This window comes from Bacillus sp. FSL R5-0659 (assembly GCF_038008785.1).
GTDB classification, from domain to species: Bacteria; Bacillota; Bacilli; order Bacillales; family Bacillaceae; genus Bacillus; species Bacillus safensis.
In genome coordinates this window covers 803,228-819,706 of sequence record NZ_JBBOZU010000001.1, presented here as the reverse complement: position 1 = coordinate 819,706, position 16,479 = coordinate 803,228, and the positions used below count along the sequence as shown (strand labels likewise).

Genomic DNA, 16,479 nt, shown 5'->3' with positions numbered 1-16,479 from the left:
TAGTCTACTCTAGTGAAGGGAATCAATAGCTTTCTGCAAAAAAAAGAACAGGACGAGCGCTCACTCGTCCTGTCATTCATCACACGATCGTTAAACCAAGGTCTTTTAATTCAAGAGAAACAAGTCTTGCAATCGCATCTGCGCCTTCTTTTGTAAAGTGCGTGCGATCCTCAATTCCTGTTGACAGCATAAAGTAAGAGGTCGTTTTCTCTATGCCGGAAATTTGATAAAACTGAAGACTTGCGGTATTTAAATCGACGAGAAGAACTTCTTCTTCATCGGCTAATTCTTTCATAGCGGCACAGTAATCAGGAAAATCGTTGATATATTCTCCGTCTTTTTCATGAAAACGGCCGACTGGAGTGAGTAAAAGTGGTGTTGCCCCTTTTGCCCTTGCTCCGTGAATATATTGAGACAGGTAGCTTTTATACGTCGTGAAAGGATCTGTATGGCGCTCGGTCTTCTCCTTGGAAGCATCATTGTGCCCCATTTGTGTGAAAAGCCAGTCTCCTGGCTGAATGTCAGCCAATATGTCATCAAGGCGTCCTTCTTCAATGAATGTTTTTGAGCTTCTTCCACCAATGGCACGATTGTCGACGTGAACGCCGTGCGCTGTATAGCGGTGTAAAAACTCTCCCCATCCTCCTTGAACAGGACGATCTGGATAAGATGAAACGGTCGAATCACCAGCTAAATAGATGGTTGTCATGTTCATACGCCTCCCTTTTTCATTGAGCCACTTCACCCGAGCGATACGGGCATCCTAATGGCTGCTGAAAAGATATGAAACAATCAGCATCGCTATTTCAATTATTCTCTTTTTAATGGTCAAAACCCTGCTTACCGGTAGATGTGAATGTGTTAAATATGCGGCGGAAGTTCTATTTTTGATTCCACTGCTTGATGTAACGCCTGAAGCATATAGCCAATTCCTTTATATGGAGCCAGCGGGTAATTCGCTTTTTGATGAGGATGTAATAAAGGGTCGATCACTTTTCGATATTTCTTCCCACCTAGTACCACCAGTTCATCATATGCGAAAAGATTTTTTTGATGAAATTGCCGGCTCAGTTCTTCTCGTGTGATCTGCTTAGCATGCGGTATACCAAAAGCCACATCATAATTTTCATGTATGATATCATCTGCCTTTAAGAATCCGTGCTTCGCTGATAAGATCATCCAGTCTGAAAAGAACGTTTGAGCATAGCTTTTCGTACGCTGATGCAGGGGACTTAAATAAACAAGGTTCGCTGGCTGGCTCCCTGCCTCTGGATCGACGTCCCAAATTTTCTTCGCGCCACATGGAATAATACAAACTCGCTTCACTCAGGTTTTCTCCTTCCTTTTTCGATAGATCTGATACACGATACAGCCTAGCGCTGTGCCAAGTGTATTTAAAAGAATATCATCAATATCGCTGCTTCTTGTAATGATACCAGATTGCGAGAACATCCATTGGAGCATTTCGATCATGGTTGACAGGAGAAAGCCGCCAAGAAGCGCCTTTTGCCAGCGCATGGTTCGAAAGGCTTGATAAAGAAAAAAACCGAGTGGGACAAATAACAATATGTTCCCTGCTAAATTTAAAAAGACGAGATTTGGATAGCCGTGATGGTAGGCGTGAAGATTTTGATAAATGGACTGCAAAGGTATGAGATTCACACTCACCTGATCCCTTGGGGCGGAAAAACGATTTGGAAAGACCGTCAAATATAATAAAACATTCGTATAAATAAACAGGCAGGCAAGGATCAATTCTGTTCGTAAATAGATAAAACGATGTTGCTTTTTTGCCTGTCTGTATCTCATATGTAAATAGAGCGGGACGAGCAGGAGAAAATAAGCAATGGAAAACATAGCACTGGATGTCATACAGAGAGCTGCCCCTTTCTCACATGATGATGCTTGACCATATTTACAGCTTATTCAGGCTTGCCCGCATCTATTCATCACTTATTCTCACATTCAATGTAGAGAAAACCATATTGACAAATCGTCATTTTCTCGCTAAACTGAATGACATTCAGTCATTTAAGGTCGGTGATGATATGTCGAAACGAGAAAAGATTATGCTTGCTGCGATTGATGCGTTTAAAGAAAAAGGCATTGAAAAGACGACCATTTCGGATATTGTGAAAGCAGCAGGAGTAGCGCAAGGAACGTTTTATTTATATTTTCCTTCAAAGCTTTCCGTCATGCCTGCGATCGCTGAACATCTGATCGCTCAGATGGTGCCTGCGATCGAAAAGGAATTCACTCAGCATGCAGATGTCCTCGATCAAGCAGATGCACTTGTTGAATTCATTTTTGCTTTTACAAGGCAATACCGTGATGTCCTTGCACTCACCTACTCAGGCTTAGCCGCCACCGAGCATTTAAAGGAATGGGAAGATATTTATGAGCCAATTTACAAATGGGTCGCTGCTTTTCTAGAAAAAGCAAAGCAGGACAAACGAGTCCGTGCGAATTTGAACTGTCATTACGCGGCGAAATTCATTATCGGTTTACTCGAATCGTCTGCTGAGCAAATGTACTTATTTACGGAAACAGATACAGAAGAGGTTCTGATTCAAAAGCGAGAGGTGAAGCAATTTCTTCTTTACGCACTTGGCATAGAGACACCTTAACTTAGTACAGCACTTGCTGTACGCTCTTTTTTGGCTTTAAAATGACGAATCGTCAGTTTTGAGTTTTAGGAGGAAATACAATGAAAAAAAGCTGGATGTATGTTGCACTCACTTGTTTATTCGAATTACTTTGGGTGTTTGGTTTAAATAGAGCAGATGCGTTGTGGGAGTGGGCCATCATTATCTGCCTGATCCCGGTTGATTTTTATTTTTTAATGAAGGCCTGCGAAAAGCTGCCGACAGGGACCGTGTACGCCGTATTTGCCGGTGTTGGAACGATTGGGACATCTTTGATGGATTATGCACTGTTTGGCGGTTCGTTTTCAGTTGAAAAGCTCTTATTTATGGGCATTTTAATTCTCGGGATTATTGGACTGAAAGTGTCTGATGGAGATGCACATGAGCAGAAAGGAGAAGCGGTATAACATGGGCTGGTTTTTTGTACTGTTAGCCTCTGCCTGCGAAATCGGTGGGACCATTGGCCTCAATATGTTTAGTAAGAAAAAGCAAATCACGACAGGCATTTTATTTGTCGGCGGGTTTGCGTTATCCTTTTTGTTTTTATACGCCTCGTTCTCGTCCGTTCAAGTATCCGTCGCTTATACGGTCTGGATCGGGCTTGGAACGGCGGGCTCTGTCTTGTTTAATATGATTCTATTTAAAGAGCCGAAAAACATGATTCGTATACTCAGCCTGCTGCTGATTGTGATTGGTGTGGTTGGGCTGAAGTTGTTTGCGTAATAAAAAAAGCAATGGAATTGATTTTCCATTTTTAAGTTAATTTATATACTTTTGTTGGTACGCTTTAAATTGTTTTTCGTATTTTTGCAACTTTGCCCCATCCACTTTTGAATTTAATTTCGGTTTTCGCTTTCCAATCACCATCACATCTTTATCTACAATAGAACTTGATAAAAAGATGTATGGTGCAAAACGATCACACTTCGTATTTGGGAGGGTTACGGATAACCTGGCATATTCTTCTGTCGGGAATTGGTTCGAAATGTCAAGTTCCTTGAGTCCCTCTAATTCCGATATTGGCTCTAAAGACTCGTCCTTCACTTTTATATTTGATAAGCACAGATATTTTAAATTCTTGAGGTATCTTAAAGGTTGAAGCGTATTTAAATTTAATGAATTCCAAACCCCGCCTGACAATTCTAGCAATTCTAAACCAGTGTTTTTTTGCAAAGGGGCTATGTCATTCAACTTTGAAAAATCTTTTATGGATAAAGATTTTAAAAACGTGTTTTTTGATAAATCCCATAAACTTTGTGCCTTTGTATTCCATTCAAGTGCCAATACCTCTACATCTTTAAGAGAACTTATCATTGATAAATCTTCTACTCTCAGTTCATGCACAAAGAGCATTTTTGGATTAACTAAACTCAAGATCGTATTGAATTCCTTTTGGTCCACTTTGTAAATCCACAATTTCGTCAGGTTAGAAAAAGATTTCAATTTTTCAATGTTTATTGTTTCCCCTATAATTAACAACTCAGTAGAATTTTCATCTACATCGGCTAAATCATGAACAACTTCTGGTCGTTTATCATGATGAAAAATATATTGGGGGTCTTCTTTTCGCATGCTTTTACCTCCACACCTATAATCAAGGAATATCCAAATAAATTTTATCAGTATTTAGGAGTCAACACATTATGATCTTTAGCATTTTCTACTATTTCTTATGAAGCAGTCATTGGAGACTATCTGCTAGTCAGCGGACTTCTACCAATTGATATGCTAATTTTAGTAGATAATAAAGTTAGCAAAACGCCTATATATAACAAATAAAAGAACTCTAATTCGTATACGAATTAGAGTCCTCATGATATGACTGATTTTATTTTTCTACCTTAAAATCTTTCTCGTTTAATGGGTATCTTGCTGCTCAAGCAATAGATCCATTGCGTAAATCGATTCGCCTTTCTCATCCAACAGAAAGTACACAATCAAAGGTTCTCCAAAAGCTGCTGTCTGTTGCGTGAACAAAACACATGTGAATTTTTCAATACCAACTGGCAGCTTTCTTTTTAATAAAGGGTGAAGAATAGGTGAAGCCCGAATTGTATCTACATCAACATCCCAACATTCGTTTTTTAAAGTTGGATATTGCTCTGATAACAATTGGTGTAACATGCCGGTCGTGAGCGCTGCTTTTCCATCGCATCCATCATTTATTATGTTGGTGTTATACATCCGACAGCTGTTCACCCTTTGAAGCGTTGATTCGTATTCCTTTTAAGACAAAGCGTTTCTGACCATCAAGTGTACAAGTGATCAATGTCAGTTCATTTTTCCCGCGATCCTTTAATACATCCACATCCGTCGGTTCTATCGTAGCAGAGCTGACAATTTTATATTCGTATGTTTCAGCTTGATGATGTAAGACGACTTTTTCTCCTTTAGGTACCTCTGGCAGCTGCCGGAAAAGCCGGTCGCCTCTATACCCTCTATGGCCTGCAATCGTGAAATTTCCTTCACCTGGCATTTGATGAGATTTGATTTGAGTCAGTGCAATGCCTAAATTTTCTTTTGTTGTAACAGGCAGCACTTTTTCGTTTAAATCAATTGACGGGATCTCTAGCTCCATCACATCTCGCAGGTCTTCTTCTGACACAGTTAAATGTGGAATTGAAGAAAGGGCATCACTTTCATTTTCTTCAATCATCTTTAATGCCTGTTCCATTGCTGCTGTCTCTTGAGAAGTTCGCCACTCATATAGAAAAGGAACGGAGATGAGCATCAGCCCCGTGACCACCAAAAAGCTGCCTAATAAGGTTCTTTTTTTCATCAATACACTCGTTCCTTCCTCTTACTGAATGGTTCTTCTTCTAAGAACAAGAAGAACAGTTCCAGAAGCTACTAGTAAAATCCCTGCATACATCAAGTAACGCAGCCATTCTTCTCCAGTCTTTGGCAGCTCTCCGTTTGAGTCATGAGGCGGATGTTGATCCCCTTTATCTGAAGCTGGAGGATTCGTGTGGTCCTCTTCATTCTTCACTGGTGCATTTTTCACAATCATTGTCTTGATCTCCACTTCGCCCATTTGAATTGTAAAAGCGAGCGGTTTCTTTAAAGCTACATAACCATCTGGTGCTTTTGTCTCTGTGAGTAGATACTCTCCAGGTTTAAGCCCTTTGACAATGGCTTCTCCGTCTTTTCCTGTTGTCACAGATTTTATGGTTTTCCCAGCTTTTGTACGAATGTCAAAGGCTGCCCCTTTTAAGGTTCTATCTGTCTGCTGGTCTACCTTTATGATACGCAGACTTCCTAAGATCAAGTGATTCTTCGCTGTTAATTGAAGCGGCTTCTGCTGATTTTTCTCAATTGTGAACAGGATCGGCTTATTATCCAATTCATAACCATGAGGTGCTTTCGTTTCAACGAATTGATATTCTCCCGGTTTTAGATCGTTGATGTGAAGCTTTCCTTTTTGGTCCGTTACAAGTGATTTCTTCAACGTTTTTCCTTCTTTACTCAGAAGAGCAAACTCTGCATTTTCCAGCGGATGTCCCTCATCATCGATTTTGGTCAGTTCCACTGCTCCCGGCGTCAGTTTGTTGATCATTTCTACTTTTGCTGGTTTGTCTTGACCTAAACGAATCGTAAATGAGACAGGTGTCTGATCCAATTCATAGCCGGCAATGCTTGCTGTTTCGACAAATCGATAGGTTCCTGGCTTCAGTTGATCGACTGTCAGTTGACCGTTTTTGTCTGTCTTTAAGTCTTTCTGAATACGCTGATCATGCTCATCCATCAGATCGAAGGTCACCCCAGCGAGCAACTGACCATCCTCTCCTTTTTTCTGAAGCTTCACAGCACTTGTCGTCCGAATATTTTCTTTTGTCACTTTCACCAGTTGATTTGGGTTGAAATCAATTTTAAATTCTACTGGTTCTGCATCTAGTTTATGTCCAAACGGAGCCTTCGTTTCAACCAATTGGTAAGCGCCTGGTTTCAAATCGTTGACAGTGATGATGCCTTTCTCGTTTGTTGTTAAACCTGACATCATTTCTTTGCCATCGTCATTGAAAAGTGTAAATTCTGCGCCTTTCAATCTTTCTTTTTCTTCCCCTATTTTTGTGAGTTCTACAGAACCTTTCTTGAGCTGATTGATTGCCTCCACTTGAATCAATTCTTTTTGACCTAATTCAACTTCAAAGACAAGTGGTTTCGTACTCAATTCATAGCCTTCAAGACTCTTTCTTTCAACAAATTGATAGGTTCCAGGTTTTAGCCCTGTGAAGGTGATCTTTCCATCCTGATTGGTTGTAATTCCTTCTCCTCCTGCCACTATCTTTCCTTTATCATCAGATAGATCAAAGACAACCCCTTCTAATGATTTCCCATCTTCGCCTTTTTTGTGGAGCAGCACTCCGCCTGTTTTGCGGCTATTTTCTTTTGTCACACTGACCAGCTTCTCAGGGTTAAATGGAATAGCAAAAGTGACAGGTGTTTCGTCAAGCTCGTGACCGAATGGCGCCTTCGTTTCAACAAACTGATAGGTTCCAGGCTTCAGATCGTTGACGATGATCTTCCCGTTCTGATCAGTGACAAGACCTGTTTTCATCTCTTTTCCATTTGCATCTATAAGCTTGAATTCTGCTCCTTCAAGCACATCATCCTTTTCACCGAGCTTCGTGAGCTGGACAGATCCAGTTTTGAGATCATTGATCACTTTGATTTCTGCCGGTGTTTTTTGTGCGATTTCGATGGTAAAAGGATAAGATTTATTTTTCTTTTGGTAACCATCAATACTCTCTGTCTCCACGAGCTGATATTTGCCCGGTTTGAGGTTATCAACCAAAAGCTTCCCATCTTCATCTGTTGTCAAATCTTTACGCACGACTTTCTCATTTTGATCCAAGACTTCAAATCGAACACCTTGAAGCTTCTTGCCATCTTCCCCTTCTTTTATCACTTGTAATGCACTTGTTTCATAGAAGTTCTTTTGCGAAATGACGATTGGTTCCTTTGGATCAAGTGGTACTTCAAATTTGATTGGCGTTTCATCTAATACATAACCATCGGGTGCTTTTGTTTCAATGAGCTGATACGTGCCCGGCCTTAGTTCGTTTATCGTGATCTTGCCATTTTCTCCTGTGACAAGCGAACCTTTTAGCTCATGCCCATCTTGATCTAAAAGCTTGAACTGTGCACCTTCTAGTCGCTCTCCGCCTTCACCTATTTTGCTCAATTCTGCAGAGCCTTTGATGATGTCATTTACTGCAGTTACAATTGTTGTTTCTGTTTGATTTTCTTTAATGGTGAACGACCATTTTTGCTGATTTAATTGATAGCCTTTCGGTGCGTTTGTCTCAACAAAATAATAGGAACCTGGCTCAAGTTGTTTGAAAAGGATTTCTCCTTTTTCGTCCGTTTTCAAATCGGTTTGGACGGTATCTCCAGATTCATTTTTCAGTTCAAATTCTGCATTCTCTAATGCTGCACCCGTCTCTTTGTCTTTTTTCGTTAACTTGACATGCTGGCGGATTTCTTGGTTTTGCACCGTCATGCTATTTCCTGATTTCGCTTGATCTCCAGATTCGTAAGGCTGATCAATCGTTACATGGATCGGATCCTTGGTTTTAATATAACCATCAGGTGCTTTCTCTTCTGTCACGATATAGTCACCATACAGAAGACGATCAAATCGAAGAGATCCTTCTTCATCTGTTGTCTTTGTACCAATGACGATGCCACTCGCAGCATCTGTAAGTGAGAAGGTTGCTCCTTTTAGCGCTTTTCCAGTACTCGCATCTACCTTTTTAACGGTTAAAGCACCAATCGCTCCTGTGCCGTCCCCCATGCCAGCGGTGCGTTTGACCACAATTGAGGCTTCGGATTCCTTTTTGATTTCTTTTACATTTTCACCTCTAAACGTTACTTCGTTTTGAAGTGTACTTCCCACCTTATCTAAAATGAGAGATTGGTATTCTAAAATATATGGTCTCGTGATTTCTTCTTTAAATTTGATTTGAAAAGAATCTGGGTCGAATTCAAGGTCTAGTTCGTAATCCTTCCCTTTTTCCAGCTCTTCTGCTTTTGTCACTTGCCCCTTTTCATCTATTGTCGTCGAATAGAGATGAAATGAGTTTTCAATTATGGCTTGGTTACTGCTTGGATGGTCTATAATCGTCGCATCTTGAACTGTTGATTGACCAAAATTGATATTTACTTTCCAATCAATAACTTTCCCTTGTTGATTTCCTGATTTGCTCGTGTATTTCCCTCCATTTGGAATGGACACCACAGCATTCACATCTGATTCTTTTGTCTGTCCATCATAAAGGGTCGCTTTATTTTCGTAGGTTTTCTGTACTAAATCCATTCCTTCAACACTTGTTTGATACGTGATTTTGTATGGGGAATCAATGGCTTTTTTGAAGATGACTTCGAAGCCTGTTTCTCCCTTTTCATTTTCAAGGAATTTGATGTCATAATGTTCTTTCGCTAATACCTCTTTTTCTTCTACTCCATTTTCCCCGCCCTGTAAATCAAGCGAATAGACGGTGATTGAATCTTTAAGCAAACGCTGATTTCCTTGAATGAAATCCTCGATTCTCGCCTCTTCTAGATGTTTCAAATTATAGTTCACACCGATATTCCATGTGATCTCTTTTTTCTTTGCATCATAAGTTCCGTTCTTAAAACCATTAGACTGCGTGTATGTGTCAGGTGTGAAGACAGATTGATTTTCCTTCGTCAAATCCTTGCCATCTTCATTTACCCATTCAAGCTTTACATGATTACGCAGATTCTTTTGGTCTTTATCTGCTCTTTTTTCATAATCAAAAGACGTTGTATATGTGACGATATGTTCTGTCTTAATTTCTTTCGTAAATTGAATATCAAATCCATTTTCATGTTCAATTATTAGGTAATCTGTGCCTTCTTCAAGCACTGAATTGCCTGTCGTCACTTTTAAACTATCTTTTTGCAGCGTCAATCCTTCGTTTGTAAACGTATCTTTTAATATTAGATTGTTCATCGTTTGTTGATCTTTGTTGAAGGTGATACGCCATGGAATGGTCTTGGTCTTGTAATTTGGTGTTCCATGATTTTTCGTTAGGATTTGCTGGTCAATTCTTTGCTTCCCTTGTTTGCTCTCTTTGCCAGCTGTTACCGTATTGATGATCTCTTCAGCTTCAAAAACCCGCTCGGTTGCTTTTGTTTGATAGGTGATGAGATAAGCTGATTGAATATCTTGATTGAATTGCAAGGTAAACCCGTTTTTCTCATCCTTTTTTTGAGGTTGAACTACATAATTTTCAAACGCTTTTGTCCCTGCTTCGTTGCCATTTTGATCAATTGTGACTTCTTTGACTTGAAATGAATCAGAAATCAGCGCCTGTGTGCCATTAAAGTAGTCTTCTAACAAAGCATCCTTTTGAGCCAGCTTTTTTTCGTTATAGTTATATCGAATTTCCCAAGTAATCGTTTGTGTGACTGGATCGTAGTGAGCGGCTTTTTTATTTAAAGGACTGCCTCTTGTCACATTCACTGTGCCTTCTGCTGAACTGATCACTTTATCACCGGAAACTAGGGACGCTTTATTACGAAATGCAGACTGATCTTGATTTGTAATGTCCGTTTCATACATTAAACGGTAAGCTAGATGCACGTCATCTTTAAATTCAATCGTGAAATCTTGACCATCTGCTGTTTGACCGATTGTGTAGTGGTTTTCGTCAAGCAGCTGACCAATCGATGTTTCCCCATTTAGCTTTGTATCAATACGATAAAGCTTGATTGAATCTTTTTTCAATGCCTGACCTTCTTGAATCGGATCTAATAGCTTCGCTTGTTTCACATCGTCTAAGTCCATATTAAAATCTACTGTCCATTGAATGGTTTCAGCATTGTAAGATCGATTTGGTTTTCCCTTTTTAGAGACGTTTGGACCATTTGGAATGTATTGAATCGGAATAGATACCGTATCCTTGCCTTCAATCGGGGTAATGATGACTTCTTTTTCTTCAGTGATGACTGTTTGTTGATCTAATTGCGTCCAAACTTGAAGTGTTCCATGAATATTTGAATATTGTTTAATAAAATCGGTGAACTCGATGGAGGCATTTCCGCTCTCATCTACAGAGAAATAACCAACGGTTGCCTGATTAAATTTCATCTCGAGACGATCGATTTTTTCGTAAATCACTAATTCCTCTGGAACCTTGAAATGGAATTCATCTCCGCCATTATAGCTATGCCCATTCGGGATGGCCCACTCATAGTTAATGGAAATCAGCGAGTTGATATCAGGTTTCTCAATTGAATTTCCTTCCGGATCTTCAAATATTAATTTCGCATCAGTGAGGAGATTTTCTTGTATCAGCGTTTGTTTTGTAACACTTTGCAGCCCTGCACGCTTAGACACGCTCACTTTATTTTTTAGTAATTCATCTTCTTCGTTTTGTTTCGTTTGAGCGGCTTCTTGATTGTTAGAAGCTTTATCTTTCTCAGATGAGGTTGAGTCATCTTTTGGAAGGCTTTCTTCACCCTCATTTTGCTTTGTTTTCTCTTCTTGCTGAGTTATACTGGTGACATCGATGTCAATTGATCCTTCTAAATTTGGATCGATCTCAACATCTTCTTTAAATTTTACCGTCACTTCATTTTGTTTTGAAACGGTATACTCGCCAACAGGTATGTCACCTACAGTAATGGGTTCCTTCTGCTCCTTCTCTACCTGGATGGCTGAAGGAAGAGTGAGAACATACGGATATTGTTTTTTTAGATCAATTCCTTTTATTGACCAATGCACAGTGGCCTTTCTTACTTGCTGATCTTCCATGCTTGATAACTTATTGCCTTCGCTATCAGCAAACTCAATATCCCCATAAATATTTTCTTGAATTTCTTTTGCTTGTGCCCCTGCTAAAGGCAAGACTCCTAATATACTAGACTGTATGACTAGCACTGTAATGAGTGCCAGCGACAATATTCTTTTCAATACATCCACCCTTTTCTAAAATTAATTTTCAGCAATGATAAAAAAATCTGTTGTATACTGTTCGATCAATCACTCCGCTTCTGATCAAATATTTTCTAAAAAATTGCACCTTACGACCCTATGAATAAAATGAGTTGATCAATCATGATAGTGGATTCAATAACTGGATTGGGGTCCATAGAAATGGGGAATAGTGAGAGGGATCATGAAAGAATAAATATGAATTTTTCTATTGATACTTGAATGAACAATAAACGATGTGTACATGCATATATAAGCATGTATTCACATATAGTTCGTTCATATGAAACAAGCATGTATCATATGGTATGTATGGTTAGACAGTTCAGCATCATATAGACCGCATTCCTTTCTACTCCCTTTCATATGGTAATCAAAAATCTGCTGCATTTTATTCTTTCATTTACCGTTTCAACAGCAAAAAAATAAACAAAATATCTAAAATGATCCATTTTTATAGGATTCATGGCATAATTATCACCTTTTAAAAGAAAAATATGGAGAATTAACGAATAATATTTGTTTTCGTCTAATTTTTTTCTCTTTTATCATGAAAAGTGAAGACAAAACGATTTAGCCTAAACATTAAAATCATTTTATGCCTATTTAGAAAATCAAATGTTCTTTAAGTGAACTTCATAATATAGAGGCAAGCCAAGGGAAGGAGTTAGTTGTTTAATGGAGCTCATTGATAATAAATCAAAGAGATGGATAAAAATTTTAAAACTGCTTGTATCAAAAGATAAGTGGTGGAGCCTTCAAGAGATATCGAATGAACAAATCGGTTCGGTTCGTGCCATTCAAAGCGATTTAGAACAAATGAAGTCGTTCCAAACAGAAAACGGAGAGCCGTTAATCCACATAAAGCCAAGACAAGGCATATCCATTTGTTATACACAGACGATACGAGTCGACTACTATATCAAAGAAATTCTAAAAGATACGATTGAAATTCGATTGATTGATGGCGTTTTCTTTGAACAAAACAGATCTTTCTATGAATGGATGGACATACTGAATATCAGTAGATCCACATTGTATAACACCATTCATAAAATCAATTCGCTTCTTATCTCGTATGACATTGAGTTACGACCAGATAGTATGCAGTTCCATGGAAATGAGAAGGAGATTCGTCAATTTTTTGTGGAATTTTTGTTTGAAGTCTATGGAAGCAGGCTTTGGCCATTCGATGATATTCAAAAGCAAGATGCAGTTGATTTTTTACAAAAGCTATTTCAGGTGCTCGAAGTCAATCTACCTGATGTGGCGATAGATAAATTTTGCCTATGGCTCGCCGTTTCCATACACCGAGTGAGGAAAAATTTTTCAATACGACGCGATTATAGGTACTCAATGGATAAGGAAAAACAAACATCTACAGCTAAAGGTATCTATAATCAAATCAAAAACTTGGAAGAACACGTTTGCCAAATGACAAAGGACACTTTTGGTGTTACGTTGGATCGTCACGAATTTGTCTTTTTACTATTGATTGAACCAGCTATTGGCCATTATAAATCAATTGAAACTGTCGAAGAAAAATTGACGTTCTTTCAATCGCATACACCACACCTCTTCGAAGCCATTCATTCCTTTATCAATCAACTGGAGTTGATATTTCATCAAGAGGTGGCTAATCGCAAGGCGATGACACTGATTCTTCTCCAATATTATGTGTATTCTAGGGAAATTACCGTAAGAGATGGATTCCTTTTCAAAAAGAAATCGAGGTATTTATCAGAGGTAAAAAAACAGCTTCCTTACTTCTATTCGAGGATTACTCATATCATCCAAGAGTTAAAAACAGACGATATACTTGCTTCTTTTGTGAAAAATGAACGAGAATTGATTCGTATCATTACTTCTAACTGGAGGGGGCTTGTTCATTTGGAAATGGATCGGAGAAACGTGTTGAACATTTTTGTCATTTCAACATTAGGTTATAATCATAGTTTGTTTATTGCGGATTTAATTAAATTAAGATTGCCTCCTCTCATTCATATTTTCACAAGTCCAGAAAATACATTAAATGAACAGACAATGGATCGACTTGGGATTGATATGATTGTGACCGATACTGAACTTCCTAATCAATTAGGACGGTCTACGCTGCTGATCAGCTCTTTTCCAACAAAGAAAGAAGTGGACAACTTGCACTCAAGATTGGTTGATATGACAAACTAAGATTCACCAAAAAAAAAAGCTGCTGAGGAGCTCTCTCAAGCAGCTTTTTGCTTCTGTATTAATGAAGCGCTATTTGTTCATTCATCAAATCAATAGCATAAAGCGATTGCTCATATTCATCTAATAGAAGGTAGACTTTGAGCGGTGCAGCGGTTTGATCTGTCTGCTGCGTGAATAGGACACAAGTGAATTTTTCGATTCCTTCTGGCAGCTTGCTTTTCAGAAAAGGATGAAGAATAGGAGAGATTCGAAGGGTATCAACATCTTGCAACCAAAGCTCATCTTGTAACGCAGGATAATGGTCAACCAAAAACTGACGAAACACTTCCAATGTACTCAAGTTAGATATCCTCACTTTCTTCTATTTATAGCTTTAAGCTTACCTAAAACAAACATGTTCAACTCACCCTATGATCTCAGTCCGCCTATTTTCGCATACTACTAGAGACACAATGTCATTTTTTCTTCTAAAAGATTTGTAGATCAACTTTACTGTCATGAGTTTTCCATATGTATGACGTTTACTATATGAAATACGAATTCCCACCGATGGACCTATGATCATATTCTTATCTGTTTCTTTCGTGATGAAACGACAACTTCCTTCTACAAAATTCCATTTTTATTCTAAAAAGAGGAAAATAGGCCAAAAAAGAACAGCTGCTCACTGTTCTTTTAGAAGTTATGAAAGGTCTGTCAAAGAGAATACTTCGCCGCTCACTGCATCAACGCCATCATGACAGTCAAGCTTGCCGCATAAAACATATTGTTTTTGCACATCGTCATAGACATAGATGGGTGTAAGTTCGAGGCGTTCTCTCAATGTTTCAAAGGCTTCTTTCTGAGATATGGTGATTTCACTAGCTGATTGAGATGGATTGAGTATCCCGCATACTTGAAACATCTCTTTTTTATCTATGTAATTAATGGCTTCAAAAGTGCTGGCATCAATGAAGACCTTGATCTTATCCATAAATCCACAGCCTTCTTGCTCATTCGTTTTTAATATCGCTTCGATATAGCCATGATCACGGTGGAGTGTTTTAAGCACCCACTTCCCTGTATCCTTTGAATATTTTTGCGCCAAAAAGGTGCGAACCGCTTTGATACACTCAGCTTGCTCTTCTTTTGAGATCGGGAATGTATCTGGTGAAGGCTCCAGTGAGAAGGCTTGTTCAGCAGTAATGTCCTCGTTTATATTGATTTCCTTTTTTTCAAAGGCTTTGTTTAACGGTTCATTCCACTCCATGACCTGATTCATGTGTATACAATGTGTTTCTTCACGCCCAATTTCAAATGGTATCGTTCCTGTTCCATCGTTCTTGACATAAATTTCTTCTAACGCAAATATAGGGCGGATTCGATTCTGCTCGAAGGAGGGCCAATCAAACCGCTGCACTTGCTGCTGAGCTAAATCCTCGATCCTATCAATAGAAAGCACATATTCTTCAGCTCTTAGTCGTTTTTTTGCCATAAATGGCCCTCGATGTATAAAGTGAATGAGCTGCCCATGTTCATCCCATTTCACCTCGATTCTACCTGAAGGCGTCACTTTCACACCATCTATTGCTTCTTCGAAAAAAAGTTCCCCTTTCTCCTTTTGACGCATGTGAAAATGCTCACCATCAATCAACCCTGTTTCTTGTTCAATCCATTGAATGGCATGAGCTGGATAAGGCATCTTAAATGTGACACCATTCTTCGCATAGGTTTTGTCCATGACAAAAATAACTGTTTCAACCTGCCCTGTATTCAAATTCACGTCAATCACGGCTGTGCCGTCCGGGTTTAGATCATCGTCCTCGGGTTCAGCTTCATGGGAGGGAAACCATTCCATATTCAATGTGTACACCGTTTCATTGAACATATTGACGTAGCGATGAAAACTGTGTCTTTTTAGATAGTAAAGTTCTAAGCCAAATTTCGCCTTTGTCTGATCGATCAGTTGTTGTATGTTTGCATTCATTTGTTTCACCTCAAAATTCAGTTTTATGGAAGAAGAAAGATGACGATAAAGCCGAATATGACGATCGCTGATAATAATCCTAATGCCATTGCCAGCATATTTGATTCCTTTGTAAAGCCTTTTAATCCGTGCGCTTCAGTCGACCGATCGATTTTTCTAAAGCGAAAGAGCATGCTTATATTGATAATGGCTAGAGCCATAACAAATAAGAAAATGAGAAACTTAAGTTCTATTTCAAAGAATGAATCTGGTATTGCTTGTAAACTAAATGATTGGAAGAACATAAGCCCGCTCAATATCAATTTCCAAATGTTCTCCATTCTCTGTTCCTTCTCCCACTCTTTCCCCAATTTCTCTTTTTCATAAATGGCTACCTGCTCAAAAATGGGAATGAAAGATTTTGTTGATCCTTTTTTGATCAAGCCGTAAATGCCTTGAAGGAGCATGAAGATTCCTAAACAAAGAAAGAAATATGTAAATTGAATCTCAACTTTTTGAATCAAAATAAAAAAAATCAAGATCATCACGCCGAATAGTAAATTAGAGATAACTACTTGTTTTGTCCTCATCTTTTTCAGTGCAGCTTGTTCCATGTAATACTCCTCTCCGTTTTAAATGTTTCTTTTGAACGCTCTATCTTTATTACGATTTTACCGAAAAAATGTTTCAATATTTTCCCTTTCCATTGCAGAAATGGAAAGGGAAAGACGCCCATC

14 protein-coding genes are annotated in these 16,479 nt (G+C 38.8%); 4 read left to right on the top strand and 10 right to left on the bottom strand.

All coding sequences use genetic code 11. The features are described from left to right. Positions 1–79 precede the first annotated feature (79 nt). The 3 genes from NSQ72_RS03975 to NSQ72_RS03965 all read right to left on the bottom strand — a co-directional run bounded on the left by NSQ72_RS03975 (position 80) and on the right by NSQ72_RS03965 (position 1,872). Positions 80–709: a rhamnogalacturonan acetylesterase gene (locus NSQ72_RS03975; protein ID WP_039177214.1), complete on the bottom strand. Its 630-nt coding sequence runs from the start codon at positions 707–709 to the stop codon at positions 80–82. A gap of 152 nt (positions 710–861) precedes the next feature. Further along, on the bottom strand, positions 862–1,326 hold the full coding sequence (locus NSQ72_RS03970) for a DUF6884 domain-containing protein (protein ID WP_039177212.1): 465 nt from the start codon (positions 1,324–1,326) through the stop codon (positions 862–864). Then, complete coding sequence (locus tag NSQ72_RS03965; protein WP_039177210.1) at positions 1,327–1,872, bottom strand: VanZ family protein; 546 nt, start codon at positions 1,870–1,872, stop codon at positions 1,327–1,329. A gap of 176 nt (positions 1,873–2,048) precedes the next feature. Between NSQ72_RS03965 and NSQ72_RS03960 the strand changes: the two genes are divergently transcribed. From NSQ72_RS03960 to NSQ72_RS03950, 3 genes are all read left to right on the top strand, one after another. Beyond that, a complete protein-coding gene (locus NSQ72_RS03960; RefSeq protein ID WP_039183028.1) occupies positions 2,049–2,627 on the top strand; it encodes a TetR family transcriptional regulator in 579 nt (192 codons plus the stop codon). 80 nt (positions 2,628–2,707) lie between these two features. Next, complete coding sequence (locus NSQ72_RS03955) at positions 2,708–3,052, top strand: DMT family transporter (protein WP_059377657.1); 345 nt, start codon at positions 2,708–2,710, stop codon at positions 3,050–3,052. A gap of 1 nt (position 3,053) precedes the next feature. Further along, a complete protein-coding gene (locus tag NSQ72_RS03950; RefSeq protein ID WP_003217878.1) occupies positions 3,054–3,368 on the top strand; it encodes a DMT family transporter in 315 nt (104 codons plus the stop codon). Between the two features lie 36 nt (positions 3,369–3,404). On the opposite strand, the gene NSQ72_RS03945 is transcribed toward NSQ72_RS03950, so the two are convergent. From NSQ72_RS03945 to NSQ72_RS03930, 4 genes are all read right to left on the bottom strand, one after another. Continuing rightward, complete coding sequence (locus NSQ72_RS03945) at positions 3,405–4,217, bottom strand: leucine-rich repeat domain-containing protein (protein WP_341083337.1); 813 nt, start codon at positions 4,215–4,217, stop codon at positions 3,405–3,407. A gap of 285 nt (positions 4,218–4,502) precedes the next feature. After that, positions 4,503–4,829 (bottom strand): hypothetical protein, encoded by a 327-nt coding sequence (locus NSQ72_RS03940; RefSeq protein WP_039177201.1) that lies wholly within the window; start codon positions 4,827–4,829, stop codon positions 4,503–4,505. Beyond that, positions 4,822–5,424, bottom strand: a complete 603-nt coding sequence (locus NSQ72_RS03935) for a class D sortase (RefSeq protein WP_058837499.1) — start codon at positions 5,422–5,424, stop codon at positions 4,822–4,824. Before NSQ72_RS03935 ends, NSQ72_RS03940 begins: the two co-directional genes overlap by 8 nt. 21 nt (positions 5,425–5,445) lie before the next feature. After that, positions 5,446–11,598 (bottom strand): SpaA isopeptide-forming pilin-related protein, encoded by a 6,153-nt coding sequence (locus NSQ72_RS03930; RefSeq protein ID WP_341083336.1) that lies wholly within the window; start codon positions 11,596–11,598, stop codon positions 5,446–5,448. A 690-nt stretch (positions 11,599–12,288) separates the two neighbouring features. On the opposite strand from NSQ72_RS03930, the gene NSQ72_RS03925 reads away from it, so the two are divergent. Next, positions 12,289–13,797: a helix-turn-helix domain-containing protein gene (locus NSQ72_RS03925; protein WP_039177198.1), complete on the top strand. Its 1,509-nt coding sequence runs from the start codon at positions 12,289–12,291 to the stop codon at positions 13,795–13,797. A 58-nt stretch (positions 13,798–13,855) separates the two neighbouring features. Here the strand turns inward: NSQ72_RS03925 and NSQ72_RS03920 are convergent, their stop codons facing one another. The 3 genes from NSQ72_RS03920 to NSQ72_RS03910 all read right to left on the bottom strand — a co-directional run bounded on the left by NSQ72_RS03920 (position 13,856) and on the right by NSQ72_RS03910 (position 16,356). Beyond that, the gene (locus NSQ72_RS03920) at positions 13,856–14,137 is read right to left on the bottom strand and encodes a hypothetical protein (protein WP_039177194.1); all 282 of its coding nucleotides are present in this window, start codon (positions 14,135–14,137) and stop codon (positions 13,856–13,858) included. Between the two features lie 342 nt (positions 14,138–14,479). Further along, the gene (locus NSQ72_RS03915) at positions 14,480–15,763 is read right to left on the bottom strand and encodes a hypothetical protein (RefSeq protein WP_341083335.1); all 1,284 of its coding nucleotides are present in this window, start codon (positions 15,761–15,763) and stop codon (positions 14,480–14,482) included. 23 nt (positions 15,764–15,786) lie between these two features. Continuing rightward, positions 15,787–16,356 (bottom strand): hypothetical protein, encoded by a 570-nt coding sequence (locus NSQ72_RS03910; RefSeq protein ID WP_341083334.1) that lies wholly within the window; start codon positions 16,354–16,356, stop codon positions 15,787–15,789. Positions 16,357–16,479 lie beyond the last annotated feature (123 nt).